The following is a 21,563-nucleotide window of genomic DNA, read 5'->3' as shown; positions in this document are numbered from 1 at the left end:
CAGTGATGAAAAACGTAATAATTAATGGCGCTGATGACGCGCCCAATCGGGTGCTCTTGGCCCACGGCGCCGGTGCCGGTATGGAGCATGCGGTGATGGCCAGCCTCGCAAAAGGTTTGGCTGATAAACATATTCAAGTGATCCGCTTTGAATTCCCTTTTATGCAAAAGACGCGACTCGATGGTCGCCGTCGGCCACCGGATCGCGCGCCGGCCTTATTAGCCTGTTGGCAAGACATGGCGGCACAATTTGCCCATCCTCGATTATTTTTGGCGGGAAAATCCCTCGGTGGGCGCATGGCGTCGCTTGTGGTTGATAAATTAAGGGCGGATGAATTAAGGATGAACGAACTAGAGGCGGAGGAGCCCGCCGCCAAGGGACTGATCCTCTTGGGGTTTCCGTTTACGCCACCGAACAAGCCTGAACAGTTTCGCGGTGAGCATTTGGCGAACTTAATGACGCCCACGTTATTGATACAGGGCGAGCGGGATAATTTTGGTAATAAAGCGGCGGTGCAAAATTATGATCTGTCACCACAAATACAAACGATGTGGGTAACAGATGGCGATCACAGCTTTAGCCCACGCAAAGCCTCGGGCACCAACTTAGACCAAAATTTATCCGCCATCGTCGCCGCCATGAGGAGCTTTATTCTTGAGCGCTAAATTTGGATTTTATGTGGCCGCACTGCTTTGCCTAACCGCCACTGGGCTGGGTGCCTACGGTGCCCATGGCTTAGCGGCCAGTGGGGCGGCACCTAACTTGGTAAGTGCCTTTAATACGGCGGTGCAATATCAGTTTTTGCATGGATTGGCGCTGTTATTTTTAGTGTTAGCGCTGCGCGTAAAAATCGTAAAACCCCTGCAATGGGCGATGGTTTTCTTTACACTAGGCACGTTTTTATTTAGTGGCAGTATTTATGCTTTGGTGCTGCTCGGTACCAAAGGGATTGGGTTTGTTACGCCACTGGGTGGCGTATGTTTTATGGCGGGATGGTTAAGCGTGTTGCTGGCCGGTCGCACTTGGTTGAGGTCTTGATGAAACAGTTATTAATATATTGTCGCCCTGGGTTTGAGAAAGAGGCGGCAGCGGAAATTCAGGACAAGGCAGGAGAATTTGGCTGCCCCGGCTTTGCCCGCACCAAGGACGACAGTGGCTTTGTGATTTATGAATGCTTTGGCCCCGACGATGCGGATTTAATGGCGCGCAAGTTATTGTATCGCGAGCTGATCTTCGCCCGCCAAATGCTGGTAGTGCATGCAGAAGTGAAAGACTTACCGCTGGACGATCGCATTTCGCCTTTGCTGGAAGCGGCCGAGGGCATGGAGCTGTGCGGTGATATTCGCGTAGAAACGCCCGACACCAATGATGGCAAAGAATTGTCTAAATTTTGCCGTAAATTTACCGTGCCGATGCGTCAAGCCTTGCGCGGCAAAGGGTTATTGACCCGCAAAGAGATGAACAATCGACCGGTGTTGCACCTGTTTTTTCTGGCCAATAATCACGCGTTGTTGGGGTATTCCTACTCCTTTAATAACTCGCCGTTTCACATGGGTATCCCGCGCTTGCGCTTTGCCTCTGACTCGCCGAGTCGCTCTAGCTTAAAGCTGGAAGAAGCCTTTCATGTGTTTATTCCGCGCCACGAGTGGGAGCTGCGCTTAACCTCAGGCATGCGTGCCGTAGACTTATGTGCTGCACCTGGCGGTTGGACCCATCAGTTGGTCTCTCGGGATATGATGGTGACGGCCATCGACCATAACCCTATGGATGCCAAGCTGATGGACACGGGACAGGTGAAACACTATAAAGATGACGCCTTTAGCTGGCGCCCAGCGCGCCAAAATACCTATTGGTTAGTGTCTGATATGGTAGAAAAGCCAGCACGTGTGGTGTCCATTATGGCGGCCTGGTTAGTGGAAGAAAACTGCCAAGAAGCGGTGTTTAACCTCAAGCTGCCGATGAAAAAGCGCTATGCAGAAGCCGTGCATAATTTAAATCAGCTTAAAACTAAGTTAGCAGAGCTTGGCGGTTTTCATGTACAAGCCAAGCAGCTGTATCACGACCGCGAAGAAATTACCGTGCACGTGTATCGCCCCTTTAAAGTGGCGAAATTAATACCGAAAGAATAAAAAGAGTGAAGAGTGAGGAGGCGCAAAGGGTGAAGTATAAAATCCAGTGCTAAGTGTCCAAAGCTCAGCTAAAAACGTAAAAGCACCGAGTCTGTAATAGGCTCGGTGCTTTTTTGTGCCGTTGTTTATGACTTTCAGCTTTCAATATCGATACGTTAAATCTAGACGCGACTCGTCATTGGTAATTTTCACATCGAACTCCAGTTGGGTGCTGATGGCGGTGGGACGAAAGTTGAGCTTAATGCCATCACCCCTTAAATGCAGTGAGGTTTGCAGGCCGGCGCGCTCGATATTAAAACGGGGTCTGAATTTATTGAACGAAAACCCCAATGAACTTTGGGAGGTGAGCTGAAAACTGGGATAGACATTGAGCCGCTGATTGCCCTCATGAATAGGGCCGCTGGGTACTAGCTCCACATGGACTTGATAGCGCTTGGGTATCAAGGCAAATAAGTCGGTGTTACTCGCCATTATGTTCTGCGGGGTAAATGACACTAAATTTAGCCGCGTTAAGTTCAGAGACGATAAGTTAAGGGCTACAGCAGAGTTAACGGTCGATAAGGTAACCGCCGGTGCGCTCACTGGGGGGGGAGTCTTAACTGCAGCCAATGGCGGAGCTGGCGCTATATTAGGGATAAGTCGAGCGGGAGGTGCGGGTAGGGTGTTGAGATTAGGTGAACGGCGGGAGGAATATTCCTCAAAGGCGAGACAGGGAGTCATAAACATAAAAAGTGGCAGGAAAAATAGTAGCTGCTGCCGTGCGAGTCGACCGTCCATAGCCTTACCTCTCTATGTCATTAACTGTACCGAATAATCACCAACCTTCTTATCGCCAATCATTAACCTTGACCAATAATCATAAACCTTAGTCTGTAGTCACTAACTATAGTCGCCAAGCACTGAGAGTAAGTAAATATTTTGCTTGTTTTTTAAGCACAAAAAAGGGCCGACTGGCCCTTTATATGCATAGGTTTTTGCGTGAGTCTTTAATTTTTGCCTCACGCCTTCACGCCTCACCGCTCACGGCTTACAGATTGGCAATAATGGCCTGAGTAAATTCGGTGGTGCTGGCGTTGCCACCTAAGTCGCGGGTGACTGTGGTGCCATCTTTGATGGTTTTGCGCATGGCGCTACGAATTAGCTCCGCCTTATCTTGCATACCTTTATCTTGCTGACTAAGGTGCTCAAGCATTTGTATGGCGGCTAAAATCACCGAGCAAGGGTTAGCAATATTTTGGCCAGCAATGTCCGGTGCTGAGCCGTGTACCGCCTCAAAAATAGCCACTTCTTTACCTATGTTGGCACCCGGAGCCATGCCCAAGCCGCCAATGAGGCCTGCGCACAGATCGGAGATAATATCGCCAAACAAGTTGGTGGTGACGATAATATCGAAGCGCTCGGGATACATGACCAAGTTCATGCACACCGCATCCACGATCATCTCGTTGGTTTCTATTTGTGGGTAGCGTAAAGCCACCTCGCGGGCCACCTCTAAAAACAGGCCGGAAGTGGATTTTAAGATATTGGCCTTGTGCACAATGGTGACTTTTTTACGGCCTTCTTTTACTGCTAACTGATAGGCAAATTCAGTGATGCGCTCGGCCCCTTCGCGGGTCACGATACTCATGGCCTCGGCACTGTTGTTATCACTGGCGCGGGTTTGGCCGGCACCGGAATACATGCCTTCGGTGTTTTCGCGAATCGTAATAATATCGACATTATCGAAGCGGCTTTTTGTGCCCTCAAACGACACCACAGGGCGCAGGTTGGCGTAAAGATTAAAGTGCTTGCGCAACGACACATTGATGGAGGTAAAGCCGCCAGCAATGGGGGTGGTGAGCGGGCCTTTGAGGGCAATTTTATTGTTGGCGATTAAATCTAGGGTGCGCTGGGGCAGCAGTTCGCCGTGTTTTTCTAGTGCCATTAAGCCTGCGTCGGCGTAGTCATAGTGAAAATTACAGCCTGCTGCGTCTAAAATGCGAATGGCAGCCTCAACAATACTGGGGCCGATGCCGTCACCGGGGATCACGGTAATACTGCGTTGAGTCATGAAATAGGTTCCGTCAGTTGAATACATTCAAGCGCTAGGTTATAGCAGGTAACGGAGGGAGCGGCTATCAGCCCTTGGTCGAACTGTGATGGCGTAGATCTTGTAAATTAAAACCCAGCTCTATGTCATCCACCAGCTTTACTAATTGTCGGGCGAGCAGCGCCTGCTGTTGATGTTTAAGCACGGTGCTATGTTCTTTATTGAGCGCCTCACTTTTCTCTTCACTAGGCAGTTCGGCGAGCAATTGATCTAAACTGTGCCAGCGGGTTAACAGTGCATGGGCGCGTTTTGGGCCTATGCTGGGCACGCCTTTGATGGCACTGCCGGACACGCCGGTCAGCGCCCAGTAATCCACCAGTTGTGCAATGCTCAAGTCAAATTGTTGTTCCGCCAAAGAGGCGGTGAGCGCTTGTTGTTTGAAGTGATCCCACAGCTGAATATGCGGATTAAGCAGTTGGCAGAACCCTTTATCGGTGGAGACGATAACGCTGGGTTTACCGTGGCGGCTGAGGGTGCGCGCCAAGGTGGCAATCAAGTCGTCCGCTTCATCGGTGTCGGATAATAACGCATCAATGCCCAGTGCCCATAAATCTTGCTGTAATTGGCCTAAGTAGCCGGCTAAGGGGGCGGGCATGGGTTTGCGATTGGCTTTGTAATCTGGATACAGGTGATGGCGAAAACCCTGAGGCGCGCCATCAAACACTGCCACCACGTGGCTGGGCTGAAACTGGCGCAATAAGCGGGTGGCCGCATGGGTCAGTGCCGCGCTGGTGGCGGCCAGCGCGGCGTCGCTATCTTGATGTTGCTGCTCCTGTACCGCATAGAGGCGGCGGATCAGATTGAGCGCATCCAGGATCAATAACTGCATAACGGCTAAAAATTAACGGTTAATGCGATAGCAAGGTACATAAGTGCTGCCTGGCAGTTTCATGCGTTGTTGCTCGACAAATTGCTGTAGCAGCTTGTCCATCATCAACATCATTTCTGGCTCGCCGTTGAGCAAGAAGGGGCCGTGCTCTTCGATGGCCTTAATGCCACCTTCCTTCACGTTACCCGCGACTATGCCCGAGAAGGCCCGGCGCAAGTTGGCGGCCAATTGCTGGGGTGGCTGATCGCGATTGAGGTTAAGACTGGCCATGTTTGCATGATCCGGCACAAACGGCAGTTGAAACTCTGGTGGTATATGCAACGACCAGTTAAAGGAATAGGCGTCGCCCACCGTCTTGCGATAATCGCGTACCAGTGGCATGGCGTTTTTCACGCGGCGTGCGACTTCGGCAGGATCGTCGATGATGATCTGATAGAGCGCCTGCGCATCGGGGCCCAAGGTGCTGCCAATAAAGTCATCCATGCTGCGAAAGTAGTCGGCACTTTCTTTCGGGCCGGTCAAAATAATCGGCATCGGCTGATTGCGGTTTTCTGGGTGCATCATAATACCCAAAATATACAAAATCTCTTCCGCCGTTCCCACGCCACCCGGGAACACGATAATGCCGTGGCCCATGCGCACGAAAGCCTCAAGGCGCTTTTCAATATCGGGTAATATCACCAGCTCGTTCACGATGGGGTTCGGCGGCTCGGCGGCAATAATAGAGGGCTCTGTAAGGCCAATATAACGGCTGCCGCTCACTCTTTGCTTAGCATGGCCAACAGCCGCCCCTTTCATGGGGCCTTCCATGGCACCTGGGCCACAGCCGGTACAGATATTCATTTCTCGCAGGCCCAGCTCATTACCCACTTCTCGGGTGTACTGGTATTCAATGGCAGAAATGGAGTGACCGCCCCAACACACGGCCAAATTGGGCTCTAGACCGGGGTGCACCGCATTGGCGTTCCGTAAAATAGAAAATACCAAATCGGTTAAGTGCTGGGGAGAGGTGAGGTTCTGTTCGTCTTCATGCTGCAGCTTGCTGTTGACATAAATAATGTCGCGCAGTACCGAGAATAAATGATCTTGAATACCGCGAATAATTTCGCCGTCCACAAAGGCATGCACCGGTGGATTAAACAGCTCAAGCTTCACGCCGCGCTCACGGCGGATCACGTTAATATCAAACGAGGTGTAGCGGTCTAAAATTTCTTTTGAATTGTCGGTTTGGCTACCGGAGTTTAGGACTGCCAGCGCACAGTTACGAAACAACTGATACAGGTTGCCTCGCGCCGACTGCTTAAGGTTGTCCACTTCAATTTGTGACAGCAAGTTCATGCTGCCGACTGGATTTATATGGGTGATCATAATCACTCCTGTGATGTTTTGTTATTAGGTCAATCCATGACTATCTGATCACGGCCCGCGTGTTTAGCACGATATAAGGCCTGATCGGCGCGCTCTAAGGCAGAATGAATACTGTCGCCCTGTTTAAAGAGGGTGGCGCCTAAGGAAATAGTGATAGTAACGGGCTCTTCTTTAAAGCGAAATGGAATATTTTTCACTTGTTCGCGCAGTTTTTGTAACGGTTTTTCGAGGTTGTCTTGGCTGACATTGTTTAATAGCACCACGAATTCCTCACCGCCAAAGCGGGCCACAAAATCGCTCTCGCGCACTGATTTTTGTAAGGTCTTGGCAATCAGGCGCAGCGCTTTATCGCCGGCGAGGTGGCCATATTTATCATTAATATCCTTGAAATAATCGATATCAAGCATGGCAATACACAAGGGTTTATCATCGCGTAGCCATTGTCGATATTCTACTTCGAGCCGTTGGTCCATGCCGGCTCGGTTATAAATTTTCGTTAAACTATCTACAAACAGCTTATCATTTTGAGTGCTAAGTTGTTGCTGGAAATGACCGGCTTCTTGCTTAAGATCACTAATTTGTTGTTCCATTTCGACCATGCGTTGTAGCAAGGTCTGTTCACGTTCTTGCAGGCGCTCGTTTTGCACCAAAATATGGTTAATGCTGCGCATACGCACGGCGATATCGGCTTTAAGCTGCTCGTTCTCTTGGCTAAATAAATGCTCGCCTATGGCTCTGAGCTCACCGGCAATGTGCTGGCCATGATGCGCCCGCGCGTCACACAAAGATTGCTCTTCACTGAGAGTGATGGCCGCATACTGATGAGCCGCTTCAAGATCTGAGTGTATTTTGGCCAAAAATTGCTTGGAATTTTTACGTTCAAAGCGCAGCCCTTCAATGGTCAAGTCAATTAAGCGCAAACACAGGCTTGCCAGCTCCTCAGTGGCGAGGGGCTGTAGCAGCTGACTGCGAATTTTAGTGAGCTCTATGGCCACCGGTCCCGAAAAGTGCAGCTCCTCGACCAGCTGTTGTAAGCGCGAGCCCAATTGATGCTGTTGCGCCTCACACTGTTGCTTTTGGCTCATCATGTTATCGAGTGCTTGCTGATAATAATCGAGCAACTGCCACAGTTGGCCTTGATGACTGGCTTCGCCGTTACTTAACAGGGTGAGTAGCTCGTCAGAGTCTGCCGGGTTGGCAGTTGATTGCTGAAATAAACTGGCGGCTAGGCGTAGCTTTTGGCTGCCTAATTGTTGCAGGCGGGCGAGTTTGTCATGGCTATTTTGCAGGCGCAGCAATTGCAACTCCAGTTCCGCCGCCAGCTGAGGGGCCATGGCGGAGGGCGTCGTGCTGGATTTTCCATTAAACAGCTTTTGCCATTGGCTGACTAAGCTGGAAGCCGCGTCTTGAGTCTGTACATCCAGATCAGGAGCGGGGTGGGCTAAGCCGCTTAACACGCTTTCTAGCCGAGCTATCACGGATGTTAGTTCTTGCAACATCAGCTTATCGTCGAGGTTATTCATCTAATACCATCGCAGCCTGATGTAGGCGTCCTATAAAAATTAAACGGTCTTTGCCAGCTCGGGGGCTAATGCCTGCCAGTCTATATGGTGCTTTTTATGTGAACAATTTACTTTCACCAGTCCCTTGAGAATCGCTTGGATGCAACAATGGCGGATCTCGCCATTAAAAAAGGCGGCTTGCTGGCAATCCAGTGCCAACAATTCAACCCAAGCGGTGTCACCGGTTTCTTTACTAATTTCATGCGCCGCCGCCATGGCCAGATATAAAATATCACCCATGCGCATATCATCCAGCGCATGGGGGGCTTTTGGCAAGAAAGGGTGGCCAATAATGCCAATGGCTAAGCGCCTGTCTAAATTAAAGGCGGATGGAAACTCGTCAAACATGCGCTCTAGGCTAGTGAGAGTCTGTTGCAATGAGCTAACTTGGCGCTGAGAAATTACATAAATAAACAGGCCTTCACGCAAGTCATACAGCCGCGCCGCAGGGTGAATACGCCCTTGCAAATACTCGCCCAGCTGTTGTTGTAATGCGCTGGCGGCCACTAAACCTAAGCGCTCACTTAAGTTAACCATAAAAGGCACATGCAGCAACAGATAATAAATTTTGTCGTTAAACGGCAGAGCTTGCTCTTCATTTAAATACCATTGCTCAGAGCGAAGCTGACTCTTGGCTAACTCTTTGGGCAACCTCAGCATAAGCTGGCGCCAATTAGGCAGCCCAGTTCTCGACTCCAATAACAAGGAGTGGCTTAAGGCCTGATTTTGCTCAAATAAGTGCCGACGACGTATTCTATGATGCCAGAGTGCGTACAACAATAAAGGCACACTCAGCACTAACACGGCGGTTAATAAGGCATAACGCCGGTTATCTTGTTTCAGCTGTGCGCCTTGCTGGCGTAACGTGGCTAATTCCCGCTCTTGCTGCAGTTGCTGCTCATTGTCTTGCACCAAGCTTTGAGTGAGTAAACGATTAAGCTGGCTAGCACGGGAAAAGTAGTCGTGATAAGCCTTATGATGCATTAAAGCTTGGCTGGGATTATTACTGTATTCAAACAGCTGCGCTAATAAACGGTGACTCTCAATCAGGCGCGGCACATCCTTAAGGCCGTTCGCTAAGCGCAGCGCCTGCTCGAGCTGTAATAACGCCAAGCCGCTTTCTTGCTGGGCCACATACAGTTGCCCCAATTGATGCAAGGCATCTATTTGCTGAGGCAGGTTATTATTACGCTCAAAATTGATTCTGGCTTGAGTTAAGTAATGCAGGGCTTCGGCCTCGTTGCCCAGCACGCGATAGCTGTGGCCAATTTCTAAATACAATTGGGCTATCTGGTCGTTATTGACCAAGATTTTAGCTAAATCCAGCGCATTAAAAAAATAGACCAAAGACAGGCTGGCATCTTGATTGCTGGAACGGGTTACCCGACCTAAATTAATCAGCGAGCTGATTAATAGACTGGGATTACCTAAGAGCTCAAATTCACTGGTTGCGAGATTTGCAAAGTGGATCGCTTGCTCATTCTCGCCCAAGGCCGCATTAATCGCGGCGGCTTTTTCTGCGGCCATCGCTTTTAAATAATATTGTTGGCGTTTACCCAACAGGCTGAGGGTTTCGGCATAATGAGACAGGGCCAATTCGTCTTGTTGTAAAAACCGATAATAATCCGCCAGTAAATAATTGGCCCATGCCTGTTGGATATATAGATTTTGTTCTTGTGCTTGCAAGCGAATATGTTCAAAGGCCGAGCGGGCATCTTCCACTTTATGCTGATACAAGAGGGTGCTGGCTTGTAGCAAGGGCAATGCTTGCTGTAATGCGCTGCTACTGTGCGTATCAAGCAAGGCTTGGGCTTTGTCCAGCAGGGTATCCGCCAATTGAGCATCTTTGCGTGCCAATGAAAATTTCGCTTTGATCATTAGACTGGCCGCTTCGCTGTCGGCCTGATTATAGAGCTTTGCCAGCTTAATGGCATGATTAATGATGATGTTGGCAGGGCCATTTAAACCGGCGTTGGCTTGGCACAAGGCTTGAGTTTGCCATGCCGTTAGGCTTTGTTCGCGCGATCGATATTGCTTGGCCATAGTTTGCTGGTCAAAGTCTTGACGAGAGTTAACCAACTTTGCGGGATCCATTTCTTTACGCTGTAAAAAGAGCTGGGTTATGGCTACACATTCGGCGGGGCGGCTCAGCATAAGTTGCTGCGCCCGTTGTAGTTCAACAGACTCAGTTTGATGTGGCGCCAGCACAGGAGCACCGGCCAGATGAGAAACCAACACGGCAACAGACAAAATCACAATAACACATTCCGTACAGCGAGCGGATAGGCGGCGAGTTTAGCATAAGTGCAGACCGAATGAAGACCGAAGACGCAGCACGCCTTGCGTTATGCGTCTTACGTTACACGGCGTACATTACACCTAAGCCGCCATTGATGGAGGCCAATGTAGGAGCCCGTCTCTTAGATAAAGAGAACTTTGACCCAGTTTGGTTTTTTCTTTTAAGTGTTCACTAAAGATTACCGCAAAGGGGTTATTGACGTTGCAAGCGCACGTTGGCGGCTTTGCCGGCCACATTACTGCGATAAGGATTAATGTCGAGTCCGCCACGGCGGGTGTAGCGCGCATAAACGGTGAGCTCTTTCGCGTTGGCATGCTGTAATAAGTCCATAAAAATACGCTCCACGCATTGTTCATGAAACTCATTATGTTGGCGAAATGAGACCAAATAGCGCAATAAGGCTTCACGATTAATACGCGGGCCCTGATAGCGGATCATCACGCTGCCCCAATCCGGCTGGCCGGTGACCAAACAATTAGACTTAAGCAGGTGCGAGTGCAGGGTTTCGCTGACCCATTCGTCTTCGGTGATATTTTGTAATAGCTCAGGATGGGGCTGATAGTGCTGCACGTCTATATCTAGATGGTCGATGCAATCGCCGGGTAAAATCCCAAATTGGCTGGGCGCATTTTGTAGCTCATGCAGGTTTACCTTTACGGTGGCTTGGGCGCATAAGCTTAAGTCTCGGGTTAATACTTCCTCTACTTCTTCAATGTTATCGAAAGCGGTTTGGTTGAAGCTATTCAGGTACAGCTTAAAGGACTTTGACTCGATAAGATTAAGGCTAGTGATGGGGACGCGCACCTCGCCCATGGCCACCACAGGTTTACCTTTGCGATTCAGCCAAGATAATTCATACAGATTCCACAAGTCTTCACCGGCAAAGGGCAGTGTCTCTGGGGTTAAGCCTAAGTCATCGCGATTTAAGCTACGCGGTACCCCTTGTAATTGGCTGGCGTCATACTCGCTGACATAACTGCTTTGCTTACCAAGCTCCAATGCGTCTAATGCTCGGCTTGACTGATATTTTTGCTCGGGTGTCATTTCAATATCCAGTAGGTAGAATAAGAGGATCTGGCCTTATTGTGAGACTTTAGTATGCAAGATCAAGTGGTGAACGCGCTCGGTGAGGTATTTGCTCGTCAACGTAGGGTGGGCGGTATTCCCTTGGTGGTGCACGATGCAGATTTTCCCTCCCCTGCAGAGCTCTTGCCAGCCCTGACTGGGCAAGTGGGCTGGCAGGCATGGCTAAAACCAGAGCCTAGCTCGTTTTCGAACCTAACCGCCGCGCTGGAAATAGAGGTGCACGCAGATGTAAGCGCGTTTTTTGGCCACTATTACGCGGGTAATATAGAGGGCTGTTTTAAAGGTTTATTTTTAACTTTGTTGCAGCCGTGGAATGAAACCGATTTTGAACGGTTACAGCAAAATCAAATTGCCCATCATTTGATGATGAAAAAGCTTAAATTACCGGCCAGCTGGTTTTTGGCCAGTTGCCGTGACGAGCAAAAATTGGTGACCTTAAACAATGCAACCGGCGAAGTGCAATTAGAGCGCTTAGGCAAAGGTGCGATAGGCGTGCTAGCACCCAATTTAGCGACGTTTTTACGCTTAGTAGAAGTGTGTTGATTTAACTGAGTTGTAAACGCCTTACGCGGTACGCCGTAAGTAAAAATCGAGCACCGCAACGTATCCCGACTTACAGCGTATGGCGTCAAACGTACGGCGTTGAGTTAGTCCTTAAAATCCCACGATAGATTAGAGATCAAACGACAGGGTTCGCATTTAAAATCAAACACCTCATGCAACGGCTCGCTTAAGCGCCAAGGCTGGCCACAGCTGGGGCAGGGGCGTTCCTGCTCGGTGCTTAAATTGTCGCCGCCCACGCGATACAAATAATAAAAAGTGGGTATCGCGGTTAAAGACTCTATGTGCTTACTGAGCTTTCGGCCGCGCTGGCTTAAGCGTGAGTCTGGCTCGCTAATTTCGCTTACTGCTGCGTGCTCTAAAATAGAGCCGTTCATTTGCAGTTGGTCACAGGCTTCCCAGTCTTCTTGCCATTTTAATACTTGTTTAAAGTCGCCATTGGCCACCGCCGGTATCTGGTACAAGGGAACGGGGGCTAAGTGCTCGCCACAGCGCAGCGGTGAACAAGAATGTAAATAAGTGGTGTAGAGCAATTGCCAAGGTCGCGCGCTGCAAGCATCTGTGGTGTCCGAGTTGAGATCTTGACCTTTTAGCGCCACCTTAGGGCTGGTGAGACCAATTTGATGCAAGTTCGAGATGGCCAGCTCTACTTGGCGACTGTGATAGCGGGCATGCAGGCTGTCTTGTTCGGGGCACACCACGCGTGCGGTGAGGCCGTCGGCGTGCATGGCGGTGGGGAATTCTCGGCCTACAATCTGGCCGTTATAGCGCAGCGCATCAATAAATTGGCGAATGGCGGGCTCTGCCTCGGCCAATTGGGTTTCTTGATAACAATCAAAGTGCAGTTCACATACCCACATCAGTCAGTCCTTCACAGCAGTATTTAAGTTGGCCATTAACCGTTTCTCGCCATCTAAGGTGGCCATTAATAATTTTTCTAAACGTGCCAGTCTGAGCGCCTGCTCGGCAACGGTGTGCTCGAGTGTTGCCAAGCGAGCAGCCAAGTGCGTATGGTTGTCCTGCTCATCTTGGCGGTGTGAGGTGCTCACACTGGCCGCTATGTTTGCCAAGGGCGGCGGTAAGCTCTGAGGGTCTTGCTTATAACGACTCACCAGCGCTAATAACTCGCTTAAGGGCACGGGTGTGGTGAGCCGTGCTCGCACTGCCGCCGTGGTCAGCGCTTTGCCCTCGGCGGCGAGTTGCTGCATGGCTGTGAGTATTTGCTGCTGTGGCATGAACGGGATTAACCTTTATCTAAGACTGACATTGAGTTGGTCTATCACTTCTGCCCAGTCGGAGTCTGATTGCCAGCCTTCTTTTAAGAAATTAGCTTGAGCCGCACTCCAAAAGGGCGCTTTAGCTAGCTCCAAGTCTGCGGGCAAGGTGTGACTGGCAATAAATTGCTCAATGCCTTCATGGCTGGCATCTAAGCCTAATTGCTCAAACAGTTCACTAAAGGGATGATTAATAGATTCCATCAGAAAGTACTCCTTAGGTTGAAAGTCAGGGCGTATTCGTCGTTATTCTTTACCCCTCACGATTTAAAGCATAGGTGAGTCCGGCTCGCGTAAGATGGGCAATTCCACATTAAGTACGGTGAGGCGATGCAGCCACAATTTACCTTCATTGTGCTGCAGACCATCGTGGCTAAACTCAAAGCGAAACTGCGTTAGTATGCGGCCTTTTTTCCACACAAATCGATAGCGATACACACTCAATAATTGAAAGCTTTGGCCTCGACAATAACGCGCTAACCAGGCTTGAGCAAACTCACTTTGGCGCCTTAGCTGCCAATATCCGGCGCCAAGCAAGAGTAGTGCCACTAAACCAATTAACTCTGTCATGCATCCGCCGTATATAAAGCACCCAGCGCGTCTTTTAAGGAGGTCGATAATGCCGCATTGTGCAAATTACTTAAGATTAACGGTCGCAGCGCAGGCATTGACACCAACTCGCTAAACACGCCATTAAACAAATCCCCGTGCAGCTCGGCCAGCTGGCTTAAATACTGCAACAATAATGTTTCATCGGCGAGCTCTTGCCAAAGCCGAGCCACTAAACACAGCATTAAGGCTTGGCTGGGTGCCAAGTCGAGTAGGGTGGCGACCTTTTGCTTGCGAGCAACAAACGCCGGGCTGGCTGCCGTGGCGCGTAATAATAGTGCGATACGCTCATCATCGGGCGTTTGACGCTCTAGCTCGTGGTTTACGGCGTCCAGCAGCAGTTGATTGATATTGTCGGGCAGTGGCTGATGTTCACACTGCTGGCAAAATGCGGTTTGTACCTGTGTTGGCAAATGTGACCATTGGCGCGCCAACAGCTGACTGAGTGGCGCATCTTGTTGTAAGCGCGCGGCCACTTCTGCCAAGCCTTGTAGCCCTAATTGCTGCCAGTCGTGTTGTTCTGGCGCGGCCAAATAATCGAGTGCACCTTGATAAAAGTGTGAGGGTGCAGTGTTTAGAGCTAAGCCTAATCGGGCATGAAAAGCGGCCAGTTTTTCTTGAGACGGCGCAAAGGTAAAGGGCGTTTGTGCCAGCTTTTGCTGTTGCTCATCGCTTAAGGGCGCGGTTAAGTCTTGGCCTAACTGCTCCACTAATGCGGCTAAAAAGTATTTTACCGCCCCATTATTAAACAAACCGCGTTCATCTAGCGGCAGCTTTAAAAACCAAATATAAGGTTGATCGGCGCTGTGGGTTTGCCAATAGCACACCGCCAACCAAGCATGGCGCTGCAATGGCCAAGGATAAGGACGTTGTTGGGCTTCAATAGCCAGAAAATCGGCAGGCTCAATGGCCTGTAAACGCCGGCCCAGATCGAAAAGGCGAAACTCGGTGCCTGCCTGGGTTAAAAATTCACTCAAGGTATTTATTTGCATCGGTTTCTCCTGTTGCATGGCCGCCGATTATAGGGAGTCTGGGGGCAAGATGGTATAGTGGCGGGGTGTTTAAAGAGGACCTGCCAGATGCCCGTTGCGCCCGAAAACCCGTTAGATGTCACCACACAACAGTTAGCGACCGTAAAATTAGCGACCGTAAAAAAATTACTCGATACCATTGCAGATGAGCTAAAAGCGCTGTCTTGGTGGCAAGAGACCCCGCCCGATGCCAAGGCGCTGGCCAGCACACTGCCGTTTGCGGTAGACACCTTGAGCTTGGCCCAGTGGCTGCAATTTGTGCTGTTGGCGCGCTTGCGCACTCAGTTGGCCATCGGCATGCCTTTGCCCAGCAAAATTAGCGTGTATCCCATGGCTCAAGAGAGCTTTGCGGGGGTAGTGGAAGACACTAGCGGTTTAACCGAAGCCATTGCCCAGTTAGATGAAGCCTTGTCTGGCCAGCCAGTTGAGCGCCAAGCATGAGTACCGCAAACGATATCACTAACAGCTGTGAGCCGCACTCTTGCATCAACAATCGTATAGACAATGGCATAGACATTATCTATGAAGATGAATGCATAGTGGCCATCAATAAAGAGGCCGGTCTGTTAGTGCATCGTAGCTGGCTGGATAAAGGCGAGACGCGCTTTGCCATGCAGCTGACCCGTGATGCGGTGGGCTGCCATGTGTTTCCGGTGCACAGACTCGATAGGCCGACCTCAGGCGTGCTGTTATTTGCCAAAAGCTCAGCCGTGGCGCGCAGCCTTACCGAGGCCTTTACCGAGCATAAAGTTGTAAAGCAGTATTTAGCGGTGGTGCGCGGCTTTATGCCAGAGCAGGGCACACTTGATTATGCGCTCAGCTTTCAGCCAGATGCCATTGCCGATAAGTTTGCCGACTTGGATAAGCCCCCTCAAGAGGCGGTGACCCATTGGCAAAGCTTGGCCCAAATTGAGTTACCATTTGCGGTGTCAAAAAAGCACGACACCAGCCGTTACAGCTTGGTGCGCTTAACGCCTGAAACTGGGCGCAAGCATCAGCTGCGCCGCCATATGGCGCATTTGTTTCATCCCATAGTGGGCGATACCAGCCACGGCGACGGGCGGCATAATCGATTTTTTCGCAGCCAATATGCCAGCGAGCGCATGTTATTGCATGCTCATAGCTTAGCGTTAACGCACCCAGTGACCGGTATGCCTTTGCTACTTGAGGCGAGCCTTGATCACCAATGGCAGCGTGTTGTAGAAGAGTTTGGTTGGTTAAATAGCGTTAAGAGTAAGGCTTAAAGCCAAACCTGTTTTTGCCACGGAATCCACGTAAGAACACGGAAAAAAGTGATAAGAGAAAAATATAATGATTTATGTATGCCGTATGGTCGAATGAATTGGACCCTACGCTCGGTTGTAGTGTCTCTTTAGCTGAACGCGTATGGCTTACGGCGATATTTGATCGGTCTAAATTTTTTAAGGAGTATAAATGACGGCAATAGATATCATAGTGGGCAGCGTATATGGCTCGGCTATGTCGGTGGCAGAGAGCTTAGAAGAGGCATTAATCGGTGCTGGCCATGAAGTGGTGTTGCATGAAGAGGCAGCGTTAGCGGATTTAAATCCGGCGCACTTTTGGTTAGTGGTGACCTCCACTACGGGCCAAGGTGAATTACCGGCGGATATTTTGCCGCTGTTTGAAGAAATACGGGCTAACAGCCCCCCAATGCCGCAATTACGCTATGCACTGGTCGCATTAGGCGACAGCAGTTATGAGCATTTTTGCGGTGGCGGTCGCCAATTTAGTGATTTATTACAAGAGCTGCAGGCCCAAGCCGTAACCGAGATGCTGACCGTTGATGCGGGTGAAACGCTGGATCCAGAAGTACCGGCGTTAAAGTGGTTAGCGGGCTTTATTTCGAAGATTTAATGCTCATGCATCACTAAACAAAAAGCACCGACCTTAATGGCTCGGTGCTTTTTTATTTTTAGCTAGGCGCTTGGTGCTGGGCGCCTGGCGCTAGTATTACAGCAGCTCTTTACGTAGCTCGGCCGGTGTTTTAGGAGACAACAAACCCGGGGCGACGTCGAGGACAGTTTTCGCACCGGTTTCACCTGCTTGGTTCATCTTATAAGCGGCGCGGGCGTAGGCCACTAACACGCTAGAAGTAAACTCAGGGTTACTGCCCAGCTTTAGCGAGAACTCCAACACTTGCTTGGTGTTTTCGCTGCCGCTTACGCCACTGCGGATCACAAAGCCGCCGTGGGGCATGCTGCTGTGCTGTTCGCTAAAGGTTGCTGCGTCGATAAAGTTCACAGTAGTGTCATAGTCGGAGAAGTAATCCGGCATGTTGACGATGGTTGAGCGTACGGCTTCGGCATCGGCGCCGTCTTTTAGCACGATAAAGCATTCGCGGGTGTGTTTCTCACGGGTGCTCAGCGTAGGTTGCTCACCGTTACGCACCCGAGCCATCGCCGACTCAGATGGAATGGTGTATTGCACGCCAGACTTAACGCCCGCCACACGACGCACTGCATCTGAGTGACCTTGGCTTAAGCCTTTACCCCAAAAAGTATAGGTTTCACCCACCGGTAAAATGGCTTCGCCATAGAGACGGTTTAACGAGAACAAACCCGGATCCCAACCTACAGACAAGAGCGCGACTTTGCCTGCGGATTTTGCTGGCGCATCGAGGGCGGTGAAATACTCAGGGATTTTGGCGTGGGTATCGAAGCTGTCGACGATATTAAATAAACCGGCCAACTGTGGGCCTTGCTCGGGTAAGTCTGACTTGGAGCCGCCGCATAACAGCAGCACATCGATATCGTTTTGATGTTGCTCGATGTCGTCCATGGCATAAACGGGTACTGAGCGGTCGAGTAAGGTGACGCTCGCGGGATCGCGGCGGCTGAATACGGACACGAGACGCATGTCTGGGCTTTGCTTAATGGCGGCTTCTGCACCGCGGCCAAGGTTGCCATAGCCGGCAATGGCGATTCTAATCTGTGTCATCAATCAACCTTATTAGTTAGCTGCACTGGTTAACCAGACAGTATTTGTATGTATTTGCATAACTGAGCAAAAAGTGACAAATGCAGTCTTATGGCAGCCTAATAGGGCGTAAAGATGATAAAACCTGTTACATTTCCATTGCTTGAAAGGCGGTAGCACCGCCTGTTTCTACCATCAGGCTGCATTTGTAACAGGGTTATACTAGCATTGAAATTACCGCGCTGCATACCGCTAAGCGTGCGAATAATTACTATTTAACAATACGAATGCCGTTGGCTTCTATGACTATCTGGCCTTGCTTGTACAAGCCGCCAATGGCCTTTTTAAAAGTACCTTTGCTGACGCCAAATAAGCGAAAAATAGTATCGGGGTCGCTTTTGTCGCTGACTTGCATGCTGCCGCCGGCACGCTCGAGCTTGTCGAGAATAAGGCCAGCTGCATCATCCACTTTGCCAGGGCCTGGTTTAAACAAGCTGAGATCGATTTTACCGTCATCACGCATTTGTTTAACGTAGCCTTTGGTACTTAAGCCCACCGGTAAACGACCGGAGATATCTGAGCGAAATAATAAGCCGCCAAACTGATTATCCACCACCGCCTTAAAACCTAACAGGGTCGGCTCGGCAATCAGTAAGTCCACTTCATCACCCACGTTATAGGTGGGCAGCTCACGGCTGTAAAAGCGGTCTAGCTTGCTACTGGCCACCATGCGCCCTTCGTGATCTAAATAGATAAACACCACGTAGTTGCGGCCCACTTCCATGGGTTGCACTTGATTGCGCTCAGGTACAAAAATATCTTTTTTCATGCCCCAATCGAGAAAGGCACCCAGGCGATTGCTGGTGACTACTTTCAAGGTGGCAAATTGCTCGACGGTGGCTCTGGGCTGGTCGGTGGTGACGACTGGCTCAAGGTCTGCATCCAGATAGATAAAAACGGCAATCTCATCGCCAGGCTGGCAGTTGGCCGGAAGCTGGCGCTTAGGGATAAAAGCCTCACCATAAGAATCGGCATCTAGCCAGCCGCCTTTATCATCTAAACGTATCAGAGGGAGAGTGTTGTTATCGCCAAGCTTGATCATGCTAATTACCGTTTTTATAAAAAACTGATTTTAGCCTGCCACGAGGCTAAAGACCACTATTGCACTTAGGCATTGAGTTCAGGCATTGGGTTCAGGCATTGAACTCAGGCATTGCCCCTAGGATTTGGCACCCAGTATTCCACGCAGCCAGTCGCCTGCCATAGCCTGAGAATGGCCGCTGATTTATTGCCAAGACGGGGTGGGTGACTGCTACACTGCAAAGGTCACATTTGAGTATTCAAAACCGTATTGTTGTGTGATTCTTAACACCCTAATATTCTGTAGTTAAGCCAGCTTTATCGCCCTCTAGTAGGAGCAAGACTCAATGGACTCAGCTCAAATCACCATTAGCATTATCTTACTGTGCACTGTATTGCTGTTTTTATGGGGGCGTTGGCGCCATGACATGGTCGCGGCAGCGGCGCTGTTGGCCTGTGTGATCACCGGCTTAGTACCCGCAGACTCGGCTTTTGATGGTATTAGTCATCCGGCGGTGATAAGCGTAGCTTGCGTATTAATCCTCAGTAAAGGCTTACAAAACTCCGGTGCTGTGGATGTACTCACCCGCTTGTGTCTCCCGACTAATGCGGGTCCCACCTTATCGATTGCCGCCTTAACTGCCTTGGGCGCATTTTTGTCCGCTTTTATGAATAACGTGGGCGCGCTGGCGTTATTGATGCCGGTGGCGATGCAAATGGCACGGCGCCAGCAAATACCCACCGGTAAAGTGTTAATGCCGCTGTCGTTTGGCACTATTTTGGGCGGCATGACCACCTTGATTGGTACCCCACCTAACCTGATTGTCTCGGGATTTCGCCAAGCCAACGGCGATGGCAACTTCAGCATGTTTGATTTTACTCCCGTAGGCTTAGCGGTAGCTGGGGTAGGCGTGGCCTTTGTGGCGTTAATTGGCTGGCGGCTCGTGCCGGGGCGCAAGCAGGCGGGCGCAGACAGCTTTGACTCCGGTGCTTACATTACCGAGGCGCGGGTGCCGGAGGGCAGTAAAGCGGTGGGCATGACCTTGCATGACATAGAGCTGGCGCTCACCGAGGCGGATGCGCAGGTGTTGGGGTTGGTACGCAACGAAGTGCGGGTGACGCCCCCTAGCCCTCGACGCCGTACCCGTGCTGGCGATATCTTAATGCTAGAAGCGGAAGCAGAAACCCTGTCCAGTGCGTTATCTAGCCTGGGGTTAAAGCTGGAAGAAGCGAAAGCCACGCGGGATGAGCGAGAAAAGCAGGAAAAAGAAAAAGAGAAAGAAAAGGAAAAAGAGAAACAAGCGAAAGAAAAAACCAACGAGCAAAACGCTAAGACCCCTGCTGCTAAGGCTCAAGCGAGTAAGCCTCAAGCGAGTAAGGCTCAAGAGCCGGCCGACATAGCATCGGTCGCCAAAGCCGATACAGACTCGGCTAAAGCGGAAACGAGTGTCGACAGCTCGGCGGACAATGATGAAATTATCCTCAGCGAGCTGGTGGTGTTACCGAGTTCCAGCTTGCTCGGGCGCACGGCGGCGGGCATTCAAATTAGAACCAGCTTTGGCGTTAATTTGTTGGCAATCTCACGCCAAGGTAATAGATCCGTGAAGCGGCTGCGCGCCCAGCCGTTTCGTGCCGGTGATTTATTAATGGTGCAGGGCGGGCCTGAGGCGATTTCGGAGTTTGCGTCTAGCACCGGCTGCGTGCCATTAGCGGAGCGCGAACTGCGCATTCCTAACAAACGCATGGCAATCATGGCCACCATTATTATGGGCGCCTCGGTGGCCATCGCGGCCTTGGGTATTTTACCGACGGCGGTGGCCTTTGCCGCCGGTGTATTGGCCTCCATGATAGTGCGCACCGTGCCGCCCCGCGCCGTGTACAACGCCGTCGATTGGCCGGTGATTATCTTGCTCGGTGCCTTAATACCGGTGGCCCAAGCCATGGAAAGCAGTGGTACGGCAGGCTTAATTGCTAATGTGCTCCTTAATCAGCTGGCTCAAGGTCATGCGGTGGTTGCCTTGGTGTTGATCTTGGTGGTCACTATGAACCTCTCGGATCTGATGAATAACGCCGCCACGGCGGCGGTGATGTGTCCGATCGCCATTGGTACCGCCAATCAATTAGGCGTAAACGTAGATCCGTTTTTAATGGCGGTGGCGGTAGGCGCATCGTGTGCCTTTTTAACGCCCATTGGCCATCAAAATAACACTCTGATCTTAGGGCCAGGCGGCTTTAAATTTGGTGATTACTGGCGCTTAGGCTTACCGCTAGACTTGTTAGTTATACTGGTGAGTATCCCTATGTTACTTTGGGTGTGGCCTTTGTAAGACAGAGCGACACAGACCTTAAGACGTGCCTTCAGGAGAATTAAGTCGATGCAAAATGAATTGAATAACAAAGTGGTATTGGAAGTGTTCGATAAAATTCGCAATCACGGCGAACCCTATGAAGACGGTCATATGCTTGAGGGCATTATAGCCAGCAGTGACTTTGATGGTTACAGCGTGCTGTTATCGGGCAGTGGGGTGACCTTGCAGTTGAACTTTCATCAAAGCTATAAGTTTGATTACGAGAGTGAAAAGCTAAAAGCGCAATTCATGGACAAGATTGACTACATACACCGTAACTACAATAACCGCAGCGTTAGCAGCGAGTAGTCGCAAACGGCTAACGCAGTAATTCACGCACATAAAAAAAGCACCGAGCTGC

23 protein-coding genes are annotated in these 21,563 nt (G+C 50.4%); 9 read left to right on the top strand and 14 right to left on the bottom strand.

Annotated elements, in window-relative coordinates; all coding sequences use genetic code 11:
- The first annotated feature begins 5 nt into the window (after positions 1–5).
- The 3 genes from R0134_RS09760 to rlmM are packed head-to-tail and all read left to right on the top strand — an operon-like array spanning position 6 to position 2,129.
- Positions 6–665: an alpha/beta family hydrolase gene (locus tag R0134_RS09760; RefSeq protein WP_319781727.1), complete on the top strand. Its 660-nt coding sequence runs from the start codon at positions 6–8 to the stop codon at positions 663–665.
- Positions 655–1,038: a DUF423 domain-containing protein gene (locus R0134_RS09755; protein ID WP_319781725.1), complete on the top strand. Its 384-nt coding sequence runs from the start codon at positions 655–657 to the stop codon at positions 1,036–1,038. The genes R0134_RS09760 and R0134_RS09755 overlap by 11 nt, the downstream gene beginning before the upstream one ends.
- A complete protein-coding gene (gene rlmM, locus R0134_RS09750) occupies positions 1,038–2,129 on the top strand; it encodes a 23S rRNA (cytidine(2498)-2'-O)-methyltransferase RlmM (protein WP_319781724.1) in 1,092 nt (363 codons plus the stop codon). The genes R0134_RS09755 and rlmM overlap by 1 nt, the downstream gene beginning before the upstream one ends.
- A gap of 141 nt (positions 2,130–2,270) precedes the next feature.
- Here the strand turns inward: rlmM and R0134_RS09745 are convergent, their stop codons facing one another.
- From R0134_RS09745 to queF, 7 genes are all read right to left on the bottom strand, one after another.
- Positions 2,271–2,600 (bottom strand): hypothetical protein, encoded by a 330-nt coding sequence (locus R0134_RS09745; protein ID WP_319781723.1) that lies wholly within the window; start codon positions 2,598–2,600, stop codon positions 2,271–2,273.
- A 556-nt stretch (positions 2,601–3,156) separates the two neighbouring features.
- Positions 3,157–4,179: an isocitrate dehydrogenase gene (locus tag R0134_RS09740; protein ID WP_319781722.1), complete on the bottom strand. Its 1,023-nt coding sequence runs from the start codon at positions 4,177–4,179 to the stop codon at positions 3,157–3,159.
- Positions 4,180–4,246: 67 nt separating this feature from the next.
- The gene (gene xni, locus R0134_RS09735) at positions 4,247–5,047 is read right to left on the bottom strand and encodes a flap endonuclease Xni (RefSeq protein WP_319781721.1); all 801 of its coding nucleotides are present in this window, start codon (positions 5,045–5,047) and stop codon (positions 4,247–4,249) included.
- A 12-nt stretch (positions 5,048–5,059) separates the two neighbouring features.
- A complete protein-coding gene (ppnN, locus tag R0134_RS09730; RefSeq protein ID WP_319781720.1) occupies positions 5,060–6,415 on the bottom strand; it encodes a nucleotide 5'-monophosphate nucleosidase PpnN in 1,356 nt (451 codons plus the stop codon).
- A 29-nt stretch (positions 6,416–6,444) separates the two neighbouring features.
- Positions 6,445–7,938: a diguanylate cyclase gene (locus R0134_RS09725; RefSeq protein WP_319781719.1), complete on the bottom strand. Its 1,494-nt coding sequence runs from the start codon at positions 7,936–7,938 to the stop codon at positions 6,445–6,447.
- A 39-nt stretch (positions 7,939–7,977) separates the two neighbouring features.
- Positions 7,978–10,233, bottom strand: a complete 2,256-nt coding sequence (locus R0134_RS09720) for a tetratricopeptide repeat protein (RefSeq protein ID WP_319781717.1) — start codon at positions 10,231–10,233, stop codon at positions 7,978–7,980.
- 235 nt (positions 10,234–10,468) lie between these two features.
- Positions 10,469–11,320, bottom strand: coding sequence for an NADPH-dependent 7-cyano-7-deazaguanine reductase QueF (gene queF, locus R0134_RS09715; protein ID WP_319781715.1), 852 nt, complete (start codon positions 11,318–11,320; stop codon positions 10,469–10,471).
- Positions 11,321–11,374: 54 nt separating this feature from the next.
- On the opposite strand from queF, the gene R0134_RS09710 reads away from it, so the two are divergent.
- Complete coding sequence (locus R0134_RS09710; RefSeq protein WP_319781713.1) at positions 11,375–11,905, top strand: SecY-interacting protein Syd; 531 nt, start codon at positions 11,375–11,377, stop codon at positions 11,903–11,905.
- 104 nt (positions 11,906–12,009) lie between these two features.
- On the opposite strand, the gene R0134_RS09705 is transcribed toward R0134_RS09710, so the two are convergent.
- The 5 genes from R0134_RS09705 to R0134_RS09685 form a co-directional block, all read right to left on the bottom strand.
- Positions 12,010–12,783 carry a Zn-ribbon-containing protein gene (locus tag R0134_RS09705; RefSeq protein WP_319781711.1) on the bottom strand — a complete coding sequence of 258 codons (774 nt, stop codon included), beginning with the start codon at positions 12,781–12,783 and terminating at the stop codon, positions 12,010–12,012.
- Positions 12,784–12,786: 3 nt separating this feature from the next.
- Complete coding sequence (locus tag R0134_RS09700) at positions 12,787–13,158, bottom strand: hypothetical protein (RefSeq protein WP_319781709.1); 372 nt, start codon at positions 13,156–13,158, stop codon at positions 12,787–12,789.
- A gap of 15 nt (positions 13,159–13,173) precedes the next feature.
- Entirely contained in the window at positions 13,174–13,401 is a 228-nt protein-coding gene (locus tag R0134_RS09695; protein ID WP_319781707.1) for a DUF2789 domain-containing protein, read from the bottom strand.
- Positions 13,402–13,464: 63 nt separating this feature from the next.
- Positions 13,465–13,767 (bottom strand): DUF3301 domain-containing protein, encoded by a 303-nt coding sequence (locus R0134_RS09690; RefSeq protein ID WP_319781706.1) that lies wholly within the window; start codon positions 13,765–13,767, stop codon positions 13,465–13,467.
- Positions 13,764–14,798, bottom strand: coding sequence for a DUF3549 family protein (locus R0134_RS09685; RefSeq protein ID WP_319781704.1), 1,035 nt, complete (start codon positions 14,796–14,798; stop codon positions 13,764–13,766). The genes R0134_RS09690 and R0134_RS09685 overlap by 4 nt, the downstream gene beginning before the upstream one ends.
- A gap of 87 nt (positions 14,799–14,885) precedes the next feature.
- On the opposite strand from R0134_RS09685, the gene R0134_RS09680 reads away from it, so the two are divergent.
- The 3 genes from R0134_RS09680 (at position 14,886) to R0134_RS09670 (ending at position 16,712) form a co-directional block, all read left to right on the top strand.
- Positions 14,886–15,278 carry a YqcC family protein gene (locus R0134_RS09680; protein WP_319781701.1) on the top strand — a complete coding sequence of 131 codons (393 nt, stop codon included), beginning with the start codon at positions 14,886–14,888 and terminating at the stop codon, positions 15,276–15,278.
- On the top strand, positions 15,275–16,081 hold the full coding sequence (gene truC / locus R0134_RS09675) for a tRNA pseudouridine(65) synthase TruC (protein WP_319781700.1): 807 nt from the start codon (positions 15,275–15,277) through the stop codon (positions 16,079–16,081). The genes R0134_RS09680 and truC overlap by 4 nt, the downstream gene beginning before the upstream one ends.
- A gap of 190 nt (positions 16,082–16,271) precedes the next feature.
- Complete coding sequence (locus tag R0134_RS09670) at positions 16,272–16,712, top strand: flavodoxin (RefSeq protein WP_319781698.1); 441 nt, start codon at positions 16,272–16,274, stop codon at positions 16,710–16,712.
- A 96-nt stretch (positions 16,713–16,808) separates the two neighbouring features.
- Here R0134_RS09670 and R0134_RS09665 read toward each other — a convergent pair whose 3' ends face one another.
- Together R0134_RS09665 and R0134_RS09660 are read right to left on the bottom strand one after the other, a co-directional pair.
- Positions 16,809–17,795 carry a diaminopimelate dehydrogenase gene (locus R0134_RS09665; protein WP_319781695.1) on the bottom strand — a complete coding sequence of 329 codons (987 nt, stop codon included), beginning with the start codon at positions 17,793–17,795 and terminating at the stop codon, positions 16,809–16,811.
- Between the two features lie 250 nt (positions 17,796–18,045).
- A complete protein-coding gene (locus R0134_RS09660; RefSeq protein ID WP_319781694.1) occupies positions 18,046–18,876 on the bottom strand; it encodes a S1 RNA-binding domain-containing protein in 831 nt (276 codons plus the stop codon).
- Between the two features lie 325 nt (positions 18,877–19,201).
- Here R0134_RS09660 and R0134_RS09655 point away from each other — a divergent pair, with 325 nt between their 5' ends.
- A complete protein-coding gene (locus tag R0134_RS09655) occupies positions 19,202–21,181 on the top strand; it encodes an SLC13 family permease (protein WP_319781692.1) in 1,980 nt (659 codons plus the stop codon).
- A 48-nt stretch (positions 21,182–21,229) separates the two neighbouring features.
- Positions 21,230–21,511, top strand: coding sequence for a DUF3081 domain-containing protein (locus tag R0134_RS09650; protein ID WP_319781691.1), 282 nt, complete (start codon positions 21,230–21,232; stop codon positions 21,509–21,511).
- Positions 21,512–21,563: the final 52 nt, after the last annotated feature.

The organism is Oceanisphaera sp. IT1-181, assembly GCF_033807535.1.
GTDB lineage: Bacteria > Pseudomonadota > Gammaproteobacteria > Enterobacterales > Aeromonadaceae > Oceanimonas.
The sequence above is the reverse complement of the archived record's forward strand: the minus strand, read 5'-3'. Positions and strand labels throughout refer to the sequence as shown.